The following is a 20,505-nucleotide window of genomic DNA, read 5'->3' on the forward strand; positions in this document are numbered from 1 at the left end:
CGGCGCCGCGCCGGCGGCGGGCCCCCGCGCCCCCCCGGGGGGGGGCGGCGCCGGTGCCGGGCGGGGGCACCGCGGGGGGCTTGGGCACGGAAACTCCGGTTGCGCCCGCCGCGGGGCGGCATGGGCGTCCTGGCGCAATTCTAGCTGAAAGTGTACAAACCCATGGATTTCAGGTGTGATGTGTACAAAAAATTGATTTTGGAAAAAATGTATATAAAATGTCGGCACCCACAGGAGTTCGACACGGAAGCCGCACGGGTGCATCGCGGCGGCTTTCTTCCTATCGTTAGCACGTACATACCGGAGTCTTGAGATGAAATTCGTGTCTTTCCGCAAAGACGGCGCCGTGCGCCTGGGCGTCCTGGCCGATGACGGCGTCATCGACCTGAACCAGGCCCAGCCCCAGGTGCCGGCCGACCTCGGCGCCGCCCTGCAAGCCGGCGTAGACCTGCAGGCCGCCGGCAAGGCCGCGATCGCCTCGAACGCTCCGCGCCTGCCGCTCGACTCGATCGCCTATGCGCCGGTCGTGCCGCGTCCCGGCAAGATCGTCTGCCTCGGCCTGAACTACTTCGACCATGCCAAGGAAGGCGGCCGCGACAAGCCCGACTACCCCTGGTTCTTCTTCCGCGGCGCGACCTCGCTGCTGGCCCATGGCGAGCCCACCATCCGCCCGCGCGTGTCCGACAAGTTCGACTACGAAGCCGAACTGGCCGTGGTGATCGGCAAGGCGGGCCGCCACGTCAAGAAAGACAAGGCGCTCGACCTGGTGTTCGGCTATGCATGCTTCAACGACATCTCGGTGCGCGACTACCAGAAGCGCACCCCGCAGTGGACCATCGGCAAGAACTTCGACGCCACCGGCGGCTTCGGCCCCGCGCTGGTCACCGCCGACGAACTGCCGGAAGCCGCCCGCGGCCTGTCGATCAAGTGCCGCCTGAACGGCCAGGTCATGCAGGATGCCAACACCAGCGACATGATCTTCGACATTCCCGAGACCATCGAACTGCTGACCGAAGTGCTGACCCTGGAGCCGGGCGACGTGATCGTCATGGGCACGCCCGCGGGCGTGGGCCAGGCGCGCAATCCGCAAGTCTGGATGAAGCCGGGCGACGTGGTCGAGATCGAGATCGAGAAGGTCGGCGTGCTGCGCAACCCGGTGCAAGCCGAGGGCTGATCGGCCGCGGGCGAGGCCGCTCCCGCTCCTCGCTTGCCTGTCTTGTCGTTCCGAGCCGCTGCGGCACGAAAGCCGCAGCGGCTTTTCATTTTCCTGGATGCCCCCGATGACCGAGGGCATGTCCGCATCAGTCCGGCTTGACCGTGCGCCGGTACACGACACCCCAGGCCAGGCCGAGCACGGCCGCCGCCAGCGAGCCCACCAGCACGCCGAGCTTGGCGGCGCCGAGGAGGTTCTCGTCGGCGAAAGCGAGCATCGCGATGAAGATGGACATGGTGAAGCCGATGCCGGCCAGCAGGCCGATCAGGCAGATGCCGCCCCAGGATACGCCTGGCGGCAGCCGGCACAGGCCCAGCCGCACCAGTATCCAGCTGACGCCGATCACGCCCAGCGGCTTGCCCGCTGCGAGCGCCAGCGCGACGCCGGCCAGCACCCATTGCGGTCCGGCGGCCGACAGATCCATGCCGTCCATGCTGACGCCGGCGTTGGCCAGGGCGAAGACCGGCATGATGCCGTAGGCGACCCAGGGATGCAGTGCCATTTGCACCCGCACCACGGGCGGCAGCACTTCGCGCTGGGCCGTCCGGAGTTGCCTGAGCGGCGCGGCGAGGCGGCTGGCGTCCCCGGCGGCTTCCTTCTGGCGGCGCAGTTTCTCTGCGGCGCGGGCGAGCAAGTCCAGGGGGTGTTCCCGGGTGCGCATCGGCACCGCCGGGGTCATCATGCCGAGCACGACGCCGGCGAGCGTCGGATGCGCCCCGGTCATGAGCAGCCCGATCCAGATGACCGCGCCGGGGAGTATGTAGGCATGGGCGGATCCGATGCCGATGCGCTGCAGGCCGAGCACGATCAGGATGCCCAGCGCGGCGATGATGAAGCCGTGGTAGTCGAGCCCGCCGGAATAGAACAGCGCGATGATGAGCACTGCGATGATGTCGTCGATGATCGCCAGCGCCAGCAGGAATACCCGTACGTTGCCGGGGATGCCGCGGCCCAGCAGGGCCAGGACGCCCACGGCGAAGGCGATGTCGGTGGCGGTCGGCACCGCCCAGCCGTGCTGGCGCGCCGGTTCGACGTTCAGGGCCAGGTACACGAGCGCGGGCACGGCCACGCCGCCCATCGCGGCCATGATGGGCAGGCTGGCCTGTCTCAGGTCGCTGAGCGCGCCTTCGTGGACTTCGCGGCGGATCTCCATCCCGACCACGAGGAAGAAGACCGTCATCAAGGCGTCGTTGATCCAGAAGTGCAGGGACTGGGCGTACACGAAGCTGCCGATGCCGATCGACACCGGCACGTGCCATAGCGCATGGTAGCTGTGCGCGAACGGCGAGTTGGCCCAGATCAGCGCCACCGCGGCGGCGAACAGCAGGACGATGCCGCTGGCGGCTTCGATGTGCAGGAAGCGCTCGACGGTGGCGAAGGCGCGTTCGGCGAGGCGTTGGGCGCGTGGAAGATCGCGCCCCGAGACGGGGTGAGGCATGGTCGCATGAGCTCCGCGTGGCGGCCCGACCGACGCATGAACCTGTCCCGCTGCGGAATGCAGCTAACACCCGTCGTGGATTTTACCGTGTGCCGGGAGAATGATCGACGGCTGCGGCTATTGGATATGCTGCCGGTGGGTCCGGATCGCGGCGCGCGCCATGTCGTTCAGTTCGTCGTCGCCGTGCGCATCGACGTGCGCAAGCAGCGTGCGCAGCATGCGCGGCTCCCAGAAGCGCTTGAGGTGGTCGGCGACGTCGGCGACGGCCTGGTCGCGGTCGGGCATGGTCCCGAAGAAGTCCCCGATCTGGTTGGCCATGCGGATCAGGCTGTCGGCGGTATTCACGATGCGTTCCTCAGGTTGCGCCGGGCAGGCGCCGCGCGTGGGTGTAGACGACGTGGCTGTGCGGGCGCACGAAGCCGGCCAGGGTGACGCCGGTTTCCTCGGCCAGCCGGATGGCGAGCGCAGTCGGCGCGGACACGGCGGCCAGCATGCCTATGCCCAGCGTGGCGGTCTTCTGCACCATTTCATAGCTGGCGCGGCTGGTGACCAGCACCGCGCCGCCGGCGAAGTCGGCGCCGGCCGAGGCCAGCGCGCCGAGCAGCTTGTCCAGAGCATTGTGGCGGCCGACGTCCTCGCGCACCAGGTCGACCGAGCCGTCCGCCTGCATCCAGGCTGCCGCGTGCGTGGCGCCGCAGCGCTGCTGCAGCTGCTGCAAGTCCTGCATGGCGTGCAGGCCGCGGTGCAGCGTGGCGGCGTCGAAGACGGCATGGCCGCGCACCGGGGGCGGGTGGCGCACCGCCTGCTGCAGGCTTTCCGTGCCGCACAGCCCGCAGCCGGTGCGGCCCGTCAGATTGCGCCGCCGGTCTTTCAGGCGCACGAAACGTTCCGAGGCGATCTCCAGCTGCACGCGTATGCCCTCGTCGGCCTGCACGATTTCGCAGTCGTACAGTTCGCCCGGCCGCGACAGGATGCCTTCGCTCAGCGAGAAGCCCAGCGCGAAGTCTTCCAGGTCGCAGGGCGAGGCCAGCATGACGGCATGCGAGATGCCGTTGTATTCCAGCGCGACGGGGACTTCTTCGGCAACTTCGTCGATGCGCGCATCTTCCGCGCCGTCCTGCCAGCGCCGCACCGGCACCGCTGCGAGCGGCGCATGGCCGGCCTTGCTCGGGCTGTCCATGGCCGGGCTACTTGGTCACCAGCGCCGGGCTGGATGCGGGCGTGGACGCCAGCCGGACCTGTTCTTCGCTGAAGCGCCGGTATTGCTGCTGCCATGCCGAGGGTTGGGCCACCGGCATGACCTGCACCGCCGTGACCTTGTATTCGGGGCAGTTGGTGGCCCAGTCGGAACTGTCGGTGGTAATCACGTTGGCACCCGATTCGGGGAAGTGGAAGGTCGTGTATACCACGCCCGGCTGCACCCGTTCGGTGATGGTGGCGCGCAGCACCGTCTGGCCGGCGCGCGATTCGATGCCGACCCAGTCGTCCTGCGCGATGCCGCGCTCTTCGGCGTCTTGCGGATGGATTTCGAGCCGGTCTTCGGCATGCCACCGGTTGTTGTGGGTGCGGCGCGTCTGCGCGCCGACGTTGTATTGCGAGAGGATGCGGCCCGTCGTCAGCAGCAGCGGATAGCGCCGCGTGACTTTCTCGGGCGAGGCGAAGAACTGCGTGATGATGAAACGTCCCTGGCCGCGCACGAAGCGGTCGATGTGCATGGTGGGCGTGCCGTGCGGCGCGTCCTCGTTGCAGGGCCACTGCAGGCTGCCCAGGCGGTCCAGCTTTTCGTAGCTGACGCCGTGGAAGGTCGGCGTCAGGCGCGCGATCTCGTCCATGATCTCGGACGGATGGCGGTAGTCCATGGGATAGCCGAGCGCCTCGGCCAGCGCCACGGTCACTTCCCAGTCCGACTTGCCGGACAGCGGCGGCATGACCTTGCGCACGCGCGAGATGCGCCGCTCGGCATTGGTGAAGGTCCCGTCCTTTTCCAGGAACGAGGAACCCGGCAGGAAGACGTGCGCGTACTTGGCGGTCTCGTTCAGGAAGATGTCCTGCACGACGATGCATTCCATGGCCGACAGCGCGGCGGTGACGTGCTGCGTGTTCGGGTCGGACTGGACGATGTCCTCGCCCTCGCAGTACAGGCCCATGAAGCTGCCGTCCAGCGCCGCATCGAACATGTTGGGCAGGCGCAGGCCGGGATGCGGGCTGAGCTCGACGTTCCATTCGGCCTCGAACTGGCTGCGCACGGTGGTGTCCGAGATGTGGCGGTAGCCGGGCAGCTCGTGCGGGAACGATCCCATGTCGCACGAGCCCTGGACGTTGTTCTGGCCGCGCAGCGGGTTCACGCCCACGCCTTCGCGGCCGACGTTGCCGGTGGCCATGGCGAGGTTGGCGATGCCCATGACCGCGGTGGAGCCCTGCGCGTGCTCGGTCACGCCCAGCCCGTAGTAGATCGCGCCGTTGCCGGCGGCGGCATACAGGCGCGCCGCGCCGCGGATCTCGGCGGCCGGCACGCCGGTAACGGCTTCGGTGGCCTCCGGCGAATTCTCGGGCCGCAGCACGAAGTTCTTCCAGTCCTCGAAGGATTGCGTCTCGCAGCGCTGGGCGATGTAGTCGGCGTCGTGCAGGCCTTCGCTCATGATCACGTGCGCCAGCGCGGTGACCACGGCGACGTTGGTGCCCGGACGCAGCTTCAGGTGGTAGGCCGCCTCGACGTGCGGCGACTTGACCATCTCGGTGGTGCGCGGGTCGATCACGATGAGTTTGGCGCCCTGGCGCAGCCTGCGCTTCATCTGCGAGGCGAACACGGGATGCGCGGCGGCGGGGTTGGCGCCGATCACCATGACCACGTCGGCCTGCATGACCGAATCGAAGGACTGCGTGCCGGCCGATTCGCCCAGGGTCTGCTTCAGGCCGTAGCCGGTGGGCGAGTGGCACACGCGCGCGCAGGTATCGACGTTGTTGTTGCCGAAGGCGGCGCGCACCAGTTTCTGGACCAGGTAGGTTTCTTCGTTGGTGCAGCGCGAAGACGTGATGCCGCCGATGGCGTCCTTGCCGTGCTTGGCCTGGATGCGGCGGAATTCGCCGGCCGCGTACGCCAGCGCCTCGTCCCACGAGACTTCGCGCCACGGGTCGGTGATGCGGCTGCGTATCATGGGCTTGGTGATGCGGTCCTGGTGGGTCGCATAGCCCCAGGCGAAGCGGCCCTTTACGCAGGAGTGTCCGTGGTTGGCGTGGCCGTCCTTGTGCGGCACCATGCGCACCACTTCATTGCCCTTCATCTCGGCCTTGAACGAGCATCCCACGCCGCAGTAGGCGCAGGTGGTGATCACGCTGTGCTCGGCCTGGCCCATCATGATCACGGTTTTCTCGGTGAGCGTGGCGGTCGGGCAGGCCTGCACGCAGGCGCCGCAGGACACGCATTCGGAATCCATGAAGTCCTGCGCCTGGCCCGCCGCCACGCGCGACTCGAAGCCGCGTCCGTCGATGGTCAGCGCGAAGGTGCCCTGGGTTTCCTCGCAGGCGCGCACGCAGCGGTTGCAGACGATGCACTTGGACGGGTCGTAGGTGAAGTACGGATTGGATTCGTCCTTCTTGGCGTCGAAGTGGTTCTTGCCTTCATAGCCGTATCGCACTTCGCGCAGGCCGACCACGCCGGCCATGTCCTGCAGCTCGCAGTTGCCGTTGGTGGGGCAGGTCAGGCAGTCGAGCGGGTGGTCGGAGATGTACAGCTCCATCGTGCCGCGCCGCAGCTCGGCCAGCCGGGGCGACTGCGTGCGCACGCGCATGCCGGGTTCGCAGGGCGTGGTGCACGAGGCCGGATAGCCGCGCCGTCCTTCGATTTCCACCATGCACAGGCGACAGGAGCCGAAGGGTTCCAGGCTGTCGGTGGCGCACAGCTTGGGCACGTTGATGCCGGCTTCGGCGGCGGCGCGCATTACCGACGTGCCGGCCGGCACCTGCACCGCGACGCCGTCGATCTCCAGCGTGACGGCCTGCGCCGAGATGCGTGCGGGGGTGCCGTAGTCGAGGTCGTTGAGCTGGTTCATGGTTGTTCCTTGTCGCGCTCAGGCGGCCTGCTGCGCATCGCGCGGCGCGCCGAAATCTTCGGGGAAATGGTCCAGCGCCGACAGCACCGGGTAGGGGGTCATGCCGCCCATCGCGCACAGCGAACCGTGCAGCATCAGATCGCACAGGTCGCGCAGCAGGTGGATCTGCTGCGGGCGGTTCTGGTTGGCGATGATGCGGTCCACGACTTCCACGCCGCGCGTCGAGCCGATCCGGCAGGGCGTGCATTTGCCGCAGGATTCCAGCGCGCAGAATTCCATGGCATAGCGCGCCTGCCTGGCCATGTCGACGGTGTCGTCGAAGGCCACGATGCCGCCGTGGCCCAGCACCGCGCCGATGGCGGCGAAGGCTTCGTAGTCGATGGGCGTGTCGAAAGCCGACTCGGGCAGGTAGGCCCCCAGCGGGCCGCCGACCTGCACCGCGCGGATGGGGCGATCCGTTTCGGCGCCGCCGCCGTAGCCGAACAGCAGTTCGCGCAGCGTGATGCCGAAGGCCTTCTCGACCAGGCCGCCGTATTTCAGGTTGCCGGCCAGCTGCAGCGGCAGCGTGCCGCGCGAACGGCCCATGCCGTAATCGCGGTAGAACGCCGCACCGCGCGCCAGCACGATGGGCACGGTGGCCAGCGAGATGACGTTGTTGATGACCGTGGGCTGGCCGAACAGGCCTTGCAGCGCCGGCAGCGGCGGCTTGGCGCGGACGATGCCGCGCTTGCCTTCCAGGCTTTCGAGCAGGGCGGTTTCCTCGCCGCAGACGTAGGCGCCCGCGCCCTTGCGCACTTCCAGGTGGAACGCGCGTCCCGAACCGAGGAGGTCGGCGCCGAGGTAGCCGCGGCTCCCGGCATGGGCGATGGCTTCGTTCAGCGCGGCGATGGCGTGCGGATACTCCGAGCGGACGTAGATGTAGCCTTGCGTGGCCCCCACCGCCAGGCCGGCGATGGTCATGCCCTCGATCAGCACGTAGGGGTCGTCTTCCATGATCATGCGGTCGGAGAAGGTGCCCGAGTCGCCTTCGTCGGCATTGCAGACCACGTACTTCTGCGCGGCCTGCGCGCCCAGCACGGTCTTCCACTTGATCCCGGTGGGAAAGGCCGCGCCGCCGCGCCCGCGCAGCCCGGAATCCAGCACTTCCTGCACGATGGCCTCGGGGCTCATGCTGAGCGCGCGATCCAGGCCCGCGTAGCCCTCGTGGGCGAGATAGTCGTCGAGCGAAACCGGATCGGTAATGCCTACGCGCGCGAAGGTCAGCCGTTCCTGGCGTTTCAGGTAGGGGATCTCTTGCGTCGGGCCCTGGCGCAGCGGATGCGCGCCGCCTTGCAGCAGGCCGGCGTCGAGCAGGCCGGCCACGTCGTCTTCGCTTACCGGGCCGTAGGCGATCCGCCCCTGGGGCGTGGCGACCTCGACCAGCGGCTCGAGCCAGAACATGCCGTGCGAGCCGTTGCGCACCACGTTGATGTCGGCGCCGCGCGCGGCGGCCTGCTCGCGCAGGGCCAGGGCGACTTCATCGGCCCCCAGCGCCAGCGCGGTGGAGTCGCGCGGCACGTAGACCGTGACCGTACAGGAAGGCGTCGCGTTCATTCCATGCTCCTTGCGGCATCCACCAGCTTGTCGAAGCGGGCGGGCGTGACGCGGGCATACTGCTTGCCGTCGATGGCGATGTTGGGGCCGACCGAGCAATGGCCCAGGCAATAGGCCGCTTCCAGCGTGACGCCGCCGTCGGCGGTGGTGTGGTGGAAATCGCAGCCCAGGGCGCGGGCGGCATGGGCCGCGAGCGCGTCGGAGCCGCGCGCCTGACAGGCCTCGGCCCGGCAGACCTGGACACGGTGCGCGCCGGCGGGTTCCTGGCGGAAGTCGTGGTAGTAGCTGATGACGCCGTGGACCTCGGCGCGCGAGACGTTCAGCCCGCCCGCGATCAGCGGGACGGCCGCGCCGGGGATGTAGCCGACGCGGTCCTGGATGTCGTGCAGGATGGGCAGCATGGCGCCGGGCTGGCTGCGCCGCGCCGCGACGATTCGTTCGACGGCGGCGACGTCCTGGTCGGCGTCTGGTCGCGCGTCTGGCATGGCAGTCTCCTGATGGCGGCCGGGAAATCGTCTCCCGGCAGCTGAATATGCAAAAATTTGCGTATTATTTCCTTGGTTCGCCATCATAGTCGCTAGTTTTCCCATAGAAAATATGAGCATCTATACACATATTTATGCGTAAATTTGTGCCGATTAAATATGAAAATAAATGCATAAATGAAGATCGAGATCCGGCCCAGCCTGTACTTGGTAGACGGCGAGGCCAAACCCGTATCGCTGGTGCGCGGCGTGCAATTGCTGCGCGCGGTCGAGGATGCCGGCAACCTGCAGGCGGCCAGCCGCATCCTGGGCATTTCCTATCGCCATGCGTGGAATGCGCTGGCCGAGCTGGATACCCTGCTGGGCGGCCGGGTGGTGGAAAAAACGCGCGGGCGCGGCGCCGAACTGACCGAGCTGGGCCGGCGCCTGGTCGGCGCCCAGAAGCTCATCCATGCGCGGGTCGATCCGCTGTTCGACAGCATGGCGACCGAGATCGAGGCGGAATTGCGCGCGGCCGTCTCGCAAGAGCGCCATGCCCTGAAGGTCTACGCCAGCCATGGCTTCGCGATCGAGGCATTCAGCCGCGCGGCGCAGCGGCGCGGCATCGCGCTGGAGATGAGCTACCGCGGCAGCGTCGAGGCCTTGAACGCCTTCAACCGCGGCAATTGCGACGTCGCCGGCTTCCACGTTCCCATCGGGGCGCTGGAGGGGCCGGTGCTGGCGCAGTTCTCGCGGCTGCTGCACGCCAACCACCGCATCGTCAGCCTGGCCACGAGGCGCCAGGGCATCATGGTGGCCAAGGGCAACCCCCGGCACATCTGGGGCATCCAGGATCTGATGCAGCCGGACGTGCAATTCGTCAACCGCCAGCAGGGCTCCGGCACCCGCGCCATCTTCGACCTGCTGCTGGCGCAGGCCGGTAAGTCCGGCCGCGACATCAACGGCTATGAAAACGTCGAACTGACCCACGCCGCCATCGCCGCCTACATCCTGTGCGGCAAGGCCGACGCCGGCCTGGGCGTGGAAACCGCGGCGCGCCGATTCGACCTGGACTTCGTGCCGCTGCTGAGCGAACGCTACCTGTTCGTGTGCCGGCCCGGCGTGCTGGACGATCCGCGCTTCACGCCCGTCATGGCGCTATTGCAAAGCAGCGAGTTCCGCGCGGAGATCAATACGCTGCCGGGCTACGATGCGGTGGATACCGGGACGGTGTCGACGATGCGCGAAGCGTTTCCGCCATTCGCCGGCACTGTCCGCAAATCCTAGCCGGAGCGGTATGCCGTGGCGGCGGAGCGCCTTCTGCCGGGCCGCTCAGTTCGCCGTCACCCCCGCCGTGCCGACCATGTCCGCGTAGCGCTTCAATTCGTCCTGGATGACGCGGGCGTACGCCGCCGGCCCGTCGGCAACGACGTCCATGCCGAGTTCTTCGATTTTTTTCGACAAGGAGGGGGAGCGGGCGACGGCGGCCAGATCCGCGCCGAGTTTTTCCACGATATCGCGCGGCGTTTCGCTTCTGACCAGCAAGCCTATCGTCGCGCCGACGAGGATAGGCGGGGAGATGCCCGCTTCGCCGAACGTGGGGGCGTCGGGTTGTGCCGGAGAACGCGCAGGCGTGGCAATGGCGAGCGCACGCGCCCGGCCGGATTCGGTCAAGGGGCGCGCCCCGACCGAACTCGTGCAGACCAGATCTATTTCTTTCCCCATCATGGCCTGGACGATGTCGGCAACCGACTTGAACGGGATATGGGTCAGCTGCGTTCCGGTCCTGCTGGCAAAGATGCTTGCGCACAGATGGTGGGGGCTGCCGTTCCCGACGGATCCATAATTGAGCTTGCCGGGTGCGCGCCTGGCGGACGAGACGAGGGCGTCCACCGAGCCGATCCCGAGGTCGGAGCGCACGTACAGCAGGAAAGGCTGGCTGACGATCTGGGTCAGCGGTGCAAACGTCCCGGTAGGGGAATAGGGCAGCGTTTTGTTCAGGCTCGGGTTGATGGCGAGCAGTCCGTTGTCCGCAAGCAGGATCGTGTATCCGTCCGCAGGTGCGTGCATGACGTTCTGGGCGGCGATCACGCCGCTGGCCCCGGGCTTGTTCTGGACGACCACGGGCTGCCCGATTCTTTCGGCCAGCCCTTCCGCAAGCAGGCGGGCCACGAGATTGGGCGTGCCGCCTGCGCCGAAGGGGACGACTATCGTGAGGGGCCTTGAAGGAAAGTCCGCCCCAGCGGCGGCGAGCGGCATGAGGAAGCCCAGGAGCGCGATCCGAATTTTCATGGTGGTATCCCTGTGGTACCGGATGGTCGAGCCGAGACGCGCCGGCAGGCGCTAGCTCAGTTCGAAGATCTTCTGCGGAGTCTCGTGCAGGCGTTCGGCGCCGTGCGGCCGGATGAGGAAGTTGTCGCACGTCCAGCTATAAACGGACGGCGTGGCATAGGTGGGGTGGACGACGATGTTCATGTCCGGCGCCACCAGCATCGTGTCGTCGTCCCGCAAGGTCGGCCGCTCGACCAGATCGTAGCCTTGTCCGTGGCAGAACAGCCGCGCTTCTTCCGGCCGTCCGCGGCCGCGCATGTAGGCGTTGTGTTCGCTCCAGATGCCGGCCGGGCTGGCGCCGGGCGTGAGCCGAGCAGCCGTTGCCTCTTGCGCGGCCACGGCGATTCCGTACTCGTCCAGCAATTCCGTCGAAGCCTTTCCCAGCACGCAGGTGCGGCCGAGTTCGGTGTAATAGCCGCCCATGCCGTTGACCTCGATCAGCATCGTGAATTGATCGCCTTGCCGCAGCACGCGGTTCTGCAAATGGCGATGTCCCTTGACGGCGGCCTGGCCGAGCGGGGCGGAGCCCGACAGGATGAGCCCGTCCGTGCTGCCGCGGAGCTGGCACTGGCGGTAGGCGTGAGTCGTGATCTCGTATTCACGCAGGCCGGGGCGTATGAAGTTCAGGACATCCAGCCAGACTTCGTCCTGGAGCCGCGCCGACTGGCGGATCAACGAGATTTCTTCCTCGCTCTTGATCGCTTTCAGCCGGTCGACCAGGTCGGATGCATTGACGAATTCGGCTCCGGGGAGCCGGCGCTGGATGTGGGCGCCGAAGCTGTAGCGCATCGTGCCCTGGCCGACCAGCCCGATACGTTCGTGACGAACCGACGACAGCGCCTCTACGGCCAGTTCTCCGTCGATATGGTCGGTATTGCAGTCCGCGATCGAGTAGGGAGAAGTCAACACCTGGCCGACGCCCCGGTAGAGGCTGCCCGGTGCCGGCGTCCGGCGCCCGTGTCTGGCGCCGGACGTGATGAACGTCATAGGCTCGTCAACCGGGAAAATGACGGTGGACGGGCCGTCGAATTTCGCGGCCACGTCCGTGAACCACCTGATATAGCCGCCTTTGAACTCATTGCTGTTCTGCATGACCAGGACGTCTATCCCGTGCGCTTTCATCTGCGCACGGACGGCCTGCCAGCGGCGTTCCAATTCGGTATCGGATATACGGAAAACCAGTCGTTCTTCCAGCATGGGCATCCCTATTCAGTGGCCGGACTCGTCCTATCATGGCGGAACCCGCCTTTCCGCCTGCGGCGGGGAGTCGGCGAGACCGTGCCGGTATGCTATCGAGCGGATGCACTGCGCAGAACAGCGATTTCCTATTAATAGTCATGAAAAAAACGATGACTCGTTTTCCGGATGTGGGAGAGCTGCGGGCCATCCTGGCCGTGATGAAGCTGGGTTCGCTGACGAAGGCCGCCACGCACCTGGGAACCACGCAATCCACGCTGAGCTATCTGCTCGAACGGCTTCGGCTGCGGATGGGCGATCCCTTGTTCGTGCGCGTAGGCAATCGCATGGAGCCCACGCCTTATGCCGAGCGGCTCGCCGAGTCCGCGGAGCACATCCTGGCGTTCATGGAGGCGGAGTTCGATCGCATCGAACAGTTCGACCCCTCCACCACGGCTCGTGAATTCCACGTGGTATTGACCGAGATCGGCGCGGTGACCATGCTGCCTGCGATCGTCAAGCAGTTGGCCCAGCTGGCTCCATGCGCTTCCCTGGTCCCCTCGTACCCACGGGCCGTCGATCTGGAGCAGGCGCTGTCGGACAAGACGGTCGATCTGGTGATTGGCAACCATCGCGAGCTGGCGGGGGATCACTTGTTCAGGCAATTGCTGTTCCGGCGCAGCTATGTCTGCATCGCCAGCAGGGAGCATCCCGCTATCGGAGAGCGCCTCTCTCTTGCCGAGTTCGCCGCTGCGCCTCAGGTGAGGAACTTCGTCGCCCCGCAAGCCTTCAGGTGGATGCAGGCCCACATGCAGCAGCAAAACCTGGAAATGAACGTGCAGATGGTCCTGGAGCACGCCACTGCGGTTCCATTCCTCGTCGGTGCGTCCAACATGATCGCGCTCGTTTCCGGCGAACTCTACGAGCTGTTCGGGGCGGTCGCCAACATCAAGATCGTCGCATTGCCCGTCGAATTGCCGGAAGGGCAGATTTGCCAATACTGGCATCCGGCCATGAACAGAGATCCCGCCGTCACTTTCCTGCGCGGAATGGTGCATAGGCTTTTTTCATCGCCGGACCGGCAATCGATATTTTCATGACCGCAAACGGAGGTCTGGCGTTCGCAAGGCCGTACCGGGCGCGTAGACTCGGCTCTCCAGCGACTGAAAATCGGGTTGGGCATGCGAGCACATTCATCGAGGCGTTCCGGCGATGGGGAAATCGTCGTCTGCGACAAGGACGCCGAGTTCTATTGTTCGGAATTGGGCAACGCGTATGCGCAGTTGCGTTTTCGGCCGCTCGTGCCGCCTGTCGCAGAGGAGCAGGACTTCGGACGCTGCGAGGCCCTCGTGTCGTTCGGCAATAGTCTCCCGGACCGGTTGTTCCAGCGCGCGCCCCGGCTGCGCTGGGTGCAGATGCTGGGCGCCGGAACGGACAGGATCATGTCGCTGCCGGGATTGCCGCCTTCGCTCTGGGTCAGCTCCGCCAGCGGCATCCACGGCCCCATGCTGGCGGAGATGGTGGTCTACCTGATGCTTGCCTTGGCCAGGCGTGGCAAGACGCTTTTTCAGAACCAGGCGCAAGGAGTCTGGAAGCGCGAGGAGGGCATGCTGCTGTGCGGGAAAAATGTGCTGGTGGCGGGAACCGGCGCATCCGGCATGCACATACGCAGGCTATGCGAGGCGCTGGGCATGTGCGTCGTCGCCGCGAGCGGCGCGCCGCGCCCGGTCGAGCATGCCGAGGCATGCATCGCCATGCAGGAAATCGACGGCCATCTGGCCGACGTCGATTTCCTCGTCCTGGCGACGCCTTATTCGGACCGGACCCGGGGATTGATCGGCCCGGCTTCGTTCTCGGCCATGAAGCGGAGCGCCTATCTGGTCAACGTATCGCGCGGCGGCATCGTCGATGAAGGGGCGCTGGTTGAAGCCCTGGACCGGGAGCGTATCGCGGGAGCCGCCCTGGACGTTTTCCAGCAGGAACCGCTGCCGCGGGAGCACGCGCTCTGGCGGCATCCCCGGGTTCTGGCCACTCCCCATGTGGCCGGCCTGGTGCGGGAGTATCCGATGCTCGTGCTCCCCCTGCTCAAGCACAACGTGGGTTGCTTTGCGCGTGGCGACGCATCTGGGCTAAGAAACCTCGTCAAGCTCGGCGAGCCATGCTGAAGTTTTGCCGATGGGCAGGCCGGGCGGCGTTCAATCCGCCTGCGTCTGCGGCAGCATGGCCTCGAACGAGTCGGCGCGCGCCATCGGCCAGTATTTCTTGTAGACCGCATACGGCGGCGTGCCGGCCAGCAGTTCGCCGGGCCGCAGGAAAGGGAACAGCCCCGCCAGCAGCTTGACCTCGTTGCCCGACACGCGCCGTACGATGTGCTCGGGGCTGAGCTTGGAAGGGTGGTCCAGCCCGGCGGCCGCGACCAGCTCGCTGAGCGCGCGCAGCGTATTCCGGTGGAAGTTGTAGACCCGCTCGGCCTTGTCCGGCACCACCAGCGCGCGCTGGCGCAGCGGGTCCTGCGTCGTGACCCCGGTCGGGCACTTGTCGGTATGGCAGGCCTGGGCCTGCACGCAGCCCAGCGCGAACATGAAGCCGCGCGCGCTGTTGCACCAGTCGGCGCCCATGGCCAGCGTGCGGGCGATGTCGAAGGCGGTGATGATCTTGCCCGACGCGCCTATCCTTATCTGATCGCGCAGGTTCACGCCCACCAGCGTGTTGTGGACCAGCAGCAGCCCGTCCTGCAGGGGAACGCCGACGTGGTCGGTGAATTCGACGGGCGCGGCGCCCGTGCCGCCTTCGGCGCCATCGACCACGATGAAATCGGGCGTGATGCCGGTCTCGAGCATGGCCTTGACGATGGCGAACCATTCCCAGGGATGGCCGACGCACAGCTTGAAGCCCACCGGCTTGCCGCCGGACAGATCGCGCAGCCGCGCCACGAAACGCATCAGCCCGACCGGCGTGGAGAAGGCGCCATGGCGCGACGGCGAGTTGCAGTCCACGCCTTCGAGCACGCCGCGCGCCTCGGCGATCTCGGGCGTGACCTTGGCGCCGGGCAGGATGCCGCCATGGCCGGGCTTGGCGCCCTGCGACAGCTTGATCTCTATCATCCGGACCTGCGGCGAGCTGGCGTTGGCCACGAAGGCCTCTTCGCTGAAGTTGCCCTCGGCGTCGCGGCAGCCGAAATAGCCCGAGCCTATGTTCCAGATCAGGTCGCCGCCGGGCGCGCGATGGTAGCGGCTGATGCCGCCCTCGCCGGTGTCGTGCGCGAACTGGCCTTTGCGCGCGCCGGTGTTGAGCGCGGTCACGGCATTGGCCGACAGCGCGCCGAAGCTCATGGCCGAGACGTTGAAGATCGAGGCGAGATAGGGCTGGGTACAGGCCGGCCCGCCCACGTGGACGCGGAAATCGAAGTTGTCGATGTGGACCGGCGCCAGCGAATGATTGATCCATTCGTAGCGGCGCTCATAGACGTCTTCGAGCGTGCCGAAGGGGCGTTTGTCGATGTCCTGCTTGGCGCGCTGGTAGACGATGGAGCGCTGGTTGCGCGAGAACGGCGCGGCCTTGGTGTCGTCCTCGATGAAGTACTGGCGCAGTTCCGGACGGATGAACTCGAACAGGAAGCGCAGGTTGCCGATGATGGGGTAGTTGCGGCGGATCGCGTGCCGGTTCTGGAACAGGTCGAAGATGCCCAGCGCCAGCAGGCCGGCGCACACGATGGCGGCGATCGCCCAGCCCGCCTTGTAGGGGAAAAGCAGGCCGCAGGCCACCGTGCCGAGCAGGGCCAGCCACAGGGCCGCATAGCGGGGAGCGAACCAGGTCATGCATGACTCCTTCTTGCCAGGATGGCGTCAAGCATAGCAGCGGGGCCGGAAGCGGCCCCCGGGGTTCAGGTCCTGGCGGGTTCGGTATCGACGAAGGACGGGCGCTGTACCAGCTTGTCCATCAGCCGGGCCAGGTTGGGGTGGCCCGAGCGCCAGTCGCGTTCCGGATCGCGGAAGTCCAGGTAGCCCAGCGCACAGCCGACGGCGACGTCGGCCAGCGTGTAGCTGTTGCCGGTACAGAAGAGCTTGGTGCCCAGGCCGGCTTCCATGGCGTCGATGGCGGCGGTGATCTTGCCTTGCTGGCGCGCGATCCATTCGGCGCTGCGCAGCTCCTCGGGACGCTGGGTGTGCTCGGCGCGGATCAGCACGGCGGCGTCCAGGACGCCGTCGGCCAGCGCTTCCCAGCACTTGACCTCCGAGCGCTCGCGGCCGGAGGGCGGCAGCAGGCGGCAGACCGGCGTGATGGTGTCGAGGTACTCGACGATGACGCGCGAATCGAAGACGGCGCCGCCGTCTTCCATGATGAGGCAAGGCACCTTGCCCAGGGGGTTGGAGTTCTGGATGCGGGTATCGGCCGCCCAGACGTTCTCCAGTTCGAACTGGCAGTCGAGTTTTTTCTCGGCCAGCACGACGCGGACCTTGCGGACGAAAGGACTGGCCAACGAGCCGATCAGTTTCATGAGAAGGGGCCGGATGGTCCTAAAATCGAACCCCGCCGGCAGGCGTGGATGGGCCGCGGAGTATACCACCCAAGACCGTCCCCGAAATGGTGCGGTGCTACAATTCCCTTTTACTTTCAAGCGCTTATGAAAACTTCCGACCAGCTCACCCCCCTCAATGCATTGTCGCCGCTGGACGGCCGCTATGCCAGTCGCGGTGCCGCGCTGCGCCCGCTCTTGTCCGAAGCCGGCTTCATGCATCACCGGGTGCAGGTCGAAGTGGCCTGGCTGGCGGCGCTGTCCGACGCCGGCCTGCCGGAACTCAAGGCTTTCAGCGTCGCGGCGCGCCAGCGCCTGGCGGCCCTGGTGGCCGAGTTCTCGGAAGCCGATGCCGCCCGCATCAAAGAGATCGAGCGCACCACCAACCACGACGTCAAGGCGGTGGAGTACTGGCTGAAAGAGAAAGTGGCCGATAACGCGGAACTGAGCGCCGCGGCCGAATTCATCCATTTCGCCTGCACCTCGGAAGACATCAACAACACCTCGCACGCGCTGATGCTGCGCGCCGCGCGCAACGACGCGCTGCTGCCTTCGCTGCGCAAGGTCTACGACAAGCTGGCCGCGCTGGCGGTGCAGCATGCCGACCAGCCGCTGCTGTCGCGCACCCACGGGCAGCCCGCCAGCCCCACCACGATGGGCAAGGAATTCGCCAACATGGCCGCCCGCCTGGGCCGCGCCATCGCCGAGATCGAGCGCGTCGAGCCGCTGGCCAAGCTCAACGGCGCCACCGGCAACTTCAACGCCCACTTGTCGGCCTATCCCGAGATCGACTGGGAAGCCTTCAGCGCCAAGGTGCTGGCCGGCCTGGGCCTGACCCAGAACCGCCACACCATCCAGATCGAGCCGCACGACTGGATGGCCAGCCTGTTCGACGCCGTGGCGCGCGCCAACGTCATCCTGCTCGACGTCAACCGCGACATCTGGGGCTACATCGCGCTGGGCTACTTCAAGCAGCGCCTGAAGGAGGGCGAGATCGGCTCGTCCACCATGCCGCACAAGGTCAACCCGATCGACTTCGAGAACTCCGAGGGCAATCTGGGCCTGGCCAATGCCACGCTGCGCCACCTGGCCGACAAGCTGCCGATCTCGCGCTGGCAGCGCGACCTCACCGACTCCACCGTGCTGCGCAACCTCGGCGTGGGCTTCGGCTACTGCCTGGTGGCCTACGATGCCTGCCTGCGCGGCCTGGACAAGCTGGAGATCAATGCCGGCGCCATCGACGCCGACCTCGACGCCTGCTGGGAAGTGCTGGCCGAACCGGTGCAGACGGTGATGCGCCGCTACGGCCTGCCGCAGCCCTACGAACAGCTCAAGGCGCTGACCCGAGGCAAGGGCATCAGCGAAGAAGCCCTGCGCGAGTTTGTCCGGGGACTGGAACTGCCCGACGAGCCCAAGGCGCGCCTGCTCGCCATGACGCCGCGCAGCTATATCGGCCTGGCGGCCAAGCTGGCGCGCGAAGTCTGATAGAGGCATGGAACCAGAACGCGGCTCGAGCATCGAAGTCGTTGGCATCCCTGCCTGACCGGGCCGTTTCCGCCCGGTCTTTTTCCAGCCCGCCCCTCGAGGAGAGTCCCCGATGAAGAGACTTCTGCACGTTTTGTCCGTCGCCTGTATCGCCGTCGCTCCGATGCTGCTGCCCGCCACCGCGGCCGCCCAGTTCGCCAAACCCGAAGACGCAGTCAAGTACCGCCAGTCGGTGCTCACTGTCATGTCCAACCACTTCGGCCGCCTCGCGCCCGTGGTGCGTGGGCAGCAGCCCTACGATCCGGCCCAGGTGAAGGCCGACGTGGCCTTGGTCGCGACGCTGTCCAAGCTGCCGTGGAGCGCGTTCGGCCCGGGCACGGAAGGCGGCGGGGCCCGGCCGGCGGTCTGGGCCGACAATGCCAAGTTCAAGCAGGGCCAGGAACGTCTGCATGCGGATATCGCCAAGCTGGTGGCGGCGGCCGATGCCGGCGATCTGGCGCAGGTGCGTACCGCCTACGGCGCCGTCGGCGCGAGCTGCAAGGCCTGCCACGACAATTTCCGCAACCGGTAATCGTTGGAAATAGGTTTTGGGCGCCGACAAGCCCGTTGTTTCAAAAAAAGCCAGGCAGTCCCTGGCTTTTTTCCTGTGCCGGCGGTCGAATACACGTGTATTCCTGATAAATGGGGGGCCCGTCATGGCTTCCGTATCGAAAATCGCCTTGTGCGTGGCCGCCGCCTTCGCCACCGTGGCCGGCATGCCCATTTCCGCCCTGGCCCAGGCCACCGCGGTGTCGACGCGCAGCAGCAGCGTCGCGCAGACGGCGGAGCTGGAACAACTGGTGGCGCCCATCGCCCTCTATCCCGATGCGCTGCTTTCGCAGGTCCTGATGGCCTCCACCTATCCCCTGGAGGTGGTCGAGGCCGCGCGCTGGCAGAAAAGCCATCCCGATCTCCAGGGTGCGGCGCTCGAAGCCGCGCTGCAGGGCGAGGACTGGGATCCCAGCATCAAGTCGCTGGTGGCGTTTCCCAACGTGCTGGACATGATGAACGACCGCCTGAGCTGGACTTCCCGCCTGGGCGACGTTTTCCTGGTCCAGCAGACCGAATTGATGGATCAGGTCCAGGTCCTGCGCGCGCGGGCCCAGGCCGCTGGCAACCTGAGTTCCGGCGCGGAGCAGACGGTGACCGTCGTGCCGTCGCGGCCGAGCACGGTCATCCGCATCGAACCGACCCGGCCCGAATACGTCTACGTGCCGGTCTACAACCCGCTGGCGGTCTACGGCCCGTGGCTGTATCCGGCCTACGTGCCGTTCTACTGGTACCCGTCGGGCTATTACGGCGCCGGCCTGGTGTTCTCGTTCGGCGCCGGACTGGTCATCGGCCATGCCTTGTGGGGCGGCTACGATTGGCACAGCCATCGCGTCAACGTCGTCAACGTCTACAACTACAACCGTTTCAACGGCACCCGTTTCTCGCGGGTGGACTGGGCGCACGACCCCTATCACCGCCGCAACGTCGGCTACGGCATGCCCGCCGGCCCGGGGCGGCCGTTCCACGCCGACACGGGCGGCCGCTTCGCCGCGCGCGAAGCCTTTCGCCCGCAGGCCGACGCCTGGCGCCGGGACTTGCCCAGGGTCGATCGCGCCACCTTGCGCGACCGTGGCGGGCCTGGGTTCGGCGACCGTTCGTTCGCGGGCAGTCCGCCTGCGCGCGGCGGTGACCGCGGCGCCTCGCCGGGAGCTTGGGCCGGCGCCGGCCAGGGGAACGACAGGCCTGACCGGGGCGGTCCCGGCGCGGGCGGGTCTGCGCCTGGCGGCAGCCGGCCTGGCAATGCGATAGGCACGGGCGGACGTCCCGACGGCGGCCAGCCGGGATCGGTGCGCGGCGCCGATACGCCAAGGTGGTCGGGTGCGGGCACGCCCGGCATGCGCGGCAGCGAGCGCAGCCCCGGGACGCCGTCGCCCGGCGCGGGCAACTGGAATGGCGGCCGGGGCAGTGCGCCGTCGGGCAATTTCGGCGGCACGCGCGCCGAATCGGGAGCGGGCCGCAACTGGAGCGGCGGCATGCCGCAAGCGCAGGGCGGGCGTGAATTCGGCGGCAGGATGGAAGGCAGCCGCGGCGGCTTTCGTGCCGGCGGCGGTGGCGGGGGAAGCCGCGGCGGCAGCGTGGGCATGGCGGGCGGCGGAGGCGGCGGGGGCGGCCATCACGGCGGCCGCGTCAACTGAGGCGGGCGGCCGCGC

The 20,505-nt window shown here is 67.2% G+C and carries 17 protein-coding genes; 7 read left to right on the plus strand and 10 right to left on the minus strand.

The window, feature by feature from the left end; all coding sequences use genetic code 11:
* Positions 1 to 313 precede the first annotated feature (313 nt).
* Positions 314 to 1,174: a fumarylacetoacetate hydrolase family protein gene (locus PIGHUM_RS19690; protein ID WP_124081430.1), complete on the plus strand. Its 861-nt coding sequence runs from the start codon at positions 314 to 316 to the stop codon at positions 1,172 to 1,174.
* Positions 1,175 to 1,301: 127 nt separating this feature from the next.
* Here PIGHUM_RS19690 and nhaA read toward each other — a convergent pair whose 3' ends face one another.
* From nhaA to PIGHUM_RS19720, 6 genes are all read right to left on the minus strand, one after another.
* Positions 1,302 to 2,651 (minus strand): Na+/H+ antiporter NhaA, encoded by a 1,350-nt coding sequence (nhaA, locus tag PIGHUM_RS19695; protein WP_124081431.1) that lies wholly within the window; start codon positions 2,649 to 2,651, stop codon positions 1,302 to 1,304.
* A gap of 117 nt (positions 2,652 to 2,768) precedes the next feature.
* The gene (locus tag PIGHUM_RS19700) at positions 2,769 to 2,969 is read right to left on the minus strand and encodes a formate dehydrogenase subunit delta (protein ID WP_124081481.1); all 201 of its coding nucleotides are present in this window, start codon (positions 2,967 to 2,969) and stop codon (positions 2,769 to 2,771) included.
* 37 nt (positions 2,970 to 3,006) lie between these two features.
* Complete coding sequence (gene fdhD / locus PIGHUM_RS19705; protein WP_124081432.1) at positions 3,007 to 3,831, minus strand: formate dehydrogenase accessory sulfurtransferase FdhD; 825 nt, start codon at positions 3,829 to 3,831, stop codon at positions 3,007 to 3,009.
* 7 nt (positions 3,832 to 3,838) lie between these two features.
* Complete coding sequence (fdhF, locus tag PIGHUM_RS19710; RefSeq protein WP_124081433.1) at positions 3,839 to 6,700, minus strand: formate dehydrogenase subunit alpha; 2,862 nt, start codon at positions 6,698 to 6,700, stop codon at positions 3,839 to 3,841.
* Between the two features lie 18 nt (positions 6,701 to 6,718).
* Positions 6,719 to 8,293: a formate dehydrogenase beta subunit gene (locus PIGHUM_RS19715; RefSeq protein WP_124081434.1), complete on the minus strand. Its 1,575-nt coding sequence runs from the start codon at positions 8,291 to 8,293 to the stop codon at positions 6,719 to 6,721.
* Positions 8,290 to 8,778, minus strand: coding sequence for a formate dehydrogenase subunit gamma (locus PIGHUM_RS19720; RefSeq protein ID WP_124081435.1), 489 nt, complete (start codon positions 8,776 to 8,778; stop codon positions 8,290 to 8,292). The genes PIGHUM_RS19715 and PIGHUM_RS19720 overlap by 4 nt, the downstream gene beginning before the upstream one ends.
* Before the next feature lie 177 nt (positions 8,779 to 8,955).
* Here PIGHUM_RS19720 and PIGHUM_RS19725 point away from each other — a divergent pair, with 177 nt between their 5' ends.
* Positions 8,956 to 10,044: a substrate-binding domain-containing protein gene (locus PIGHUM_RS19725; RefSeq protein ID WP_124081436.1), complete on the plus strand. Its 1,089-nt coding sequence runs from the start codon at positions 8,956 to 8,958 to the stop codon at positions 10,042 to 10,044.
* 45 nt (positions 10,045 to 10,089) lie between these two features.
* Here the strand turns inward: PIGHUM_RS19725 and PIGHUM_RS19730 are convergent, their stop codons facing one another.
* Together PIGHUM_RS19730 and PIGHUM_RS19735 are read right to left on the minus strand one after the other, a co-directional pair.
* Complete coding sequence (locus PIGHUM_RS19730; protein ID WP_124081437.1) at positions 10,090 to 11,049, minus strand: Bug family tripartite tricarboxylate transporter substrate binding protein; 960 nt, start codon at positions 11,047 to 11,049, stop codon at positions 10,090 to 10,092.
* A gap of 51 nt (positions 11,050 to 11,100) precedes the next feature.
* Positions 11,101 to 12,285: a M24 family metallopeptidase gene (locus PIGHUM_RS19735; RefSeq protein WP_160142363.1), complete on the minus strand. Its 1,185-nt coding sequence runs from the start codon at positions 12,283 to 12,285 to the stop codon at positions 11,101 to 11,103.
* Between the two features lie 152 nt (positions 12,286 to 12,437).
* Between PIGHUM_RS19735 and PIGHUM_RS19740 the strand changes: the two genes are divergently transcribed.
* Both PIGHUM_RS19740 and PIGHUM_RS19745 read left to right on the plus strand, forming a co-directional pair.
* The gene (locus PIGHUM_RS19740; protein WP_160142364.1) at positions 12,438 to 13,364 is read left to right on the plus strand and encodes a LysR family transcriptional regulator; all 927 of its coding nucleotides are present in this window, start codon (positions 12,438 to 12,440) and stop codon (positions 13,362 to 13,364) included.
* Positions 13,365 to 13,445: 81 nt separating this feature from the next.
* Positions 13,446 to 14,429 (plus strand): D-2-hydroxyacid dehydrogenase, encoded by a 984-nt coding sequence (locus PIGHUM_RS19745; RefSeq protein WP_124081440.1) that lies wholly within the window; start codon positions 13,446 to 13,448, stop codon positions 14,427 to 14,429.
* 30 nt (positions 14,430 to 14,459) lie between these two features.
* On the opposite strand, the gene PIGHUM_RS19750 is transcribed toward PIGHUM_RS19745, so the two are convergent.
* Positions 14,460 to 16,082: an FMN-binding glutamate synthase family protein gene (locus tag PIGHUM_RS19750; RefSeq protein ID WP_124081441.1), complete on the minus strand. Its 1,623-nt coding sequence runs from the start codon at positions 16,080 to 16,082 to the stop codon at positions 14,460 to 14,462.
* A gap of 65 nt (positions 16,083 to 16,147) precedes the next feature.
* On the minus strand, positions 16,148 to 16,762 hold the full coding sequence (locus tag PIGHUM_RS19755; RefSeq protein WP_124081442.1) for a glutathione S-transferase C-terminal domain-containing protein: 615 nt from the start codon (positions 16,760 to 16,762) through the stop codon (positions 16,148 to 16,150).
* Positions 16,763 to 16,888: 126 nt separating this feature from the next.
* Between PIGHUM_RS19755 and purB the strand changes: the two genes are divergently transcribed.
* The 3 genes from purB to PIGHUM_RS19770 all read left to right on the plus strand — a co-directional run bounded on the left by purB (position 16,889) and on the right by PIGHUM_RS19770 (position 20,490).
* Positions 16,889 to 18,265, plus strand: coding sequence for an adenylosuccinate lyase (purB, locus tag PIGHUM_RS19760; RefSeq protein WP_124081443.1), 1,377 nt, complete (start codon positions 16,889 to 16,891; stop codon positions 18,263 to 18,265).
* Between the two features lie 112 nt (positions 18,266 to 18,377).
* Positions 18,378 to 18,836 carry a c-type cytochrome gene (locus PIGHUM_RS19765; protein WP_124081444.1) on the plus strand — a complete coding sequence of 153 codons (459 nt, stop codon included), beginning with the start codon at positions 18,378 to 18,380 and terminating at the stop codon, positions 18,834 to 18,836.
* A gap of 124 nt (positions 18,837 to 18,960) precedes the next feature.
* A complete protein-coding gene (locus PIGHUM_RS19770; RefSeq protein ID WP_124081445.1) occupies positions 18,961 to 20,490 on the plus strand; it encodes a DUF3300 domain-containing protein in 1,530 nt (509 codons plus the stop codon).
* Positions 20,491 to 20,505: the final 15 nt, after the last annotated feature.

It is taken from the genome of Pigmentiphaga humi, assembly GCF_900606115.1.
In the GTDB taxonomy this organism is placed as follows: domain Bacteria; phylum Pseudomonadota; class Gammaproteobacteria; order Burkholderiales; family Burkholderiaceae_B; genus Pigmentiphaga; species Pigmentiphaga humi.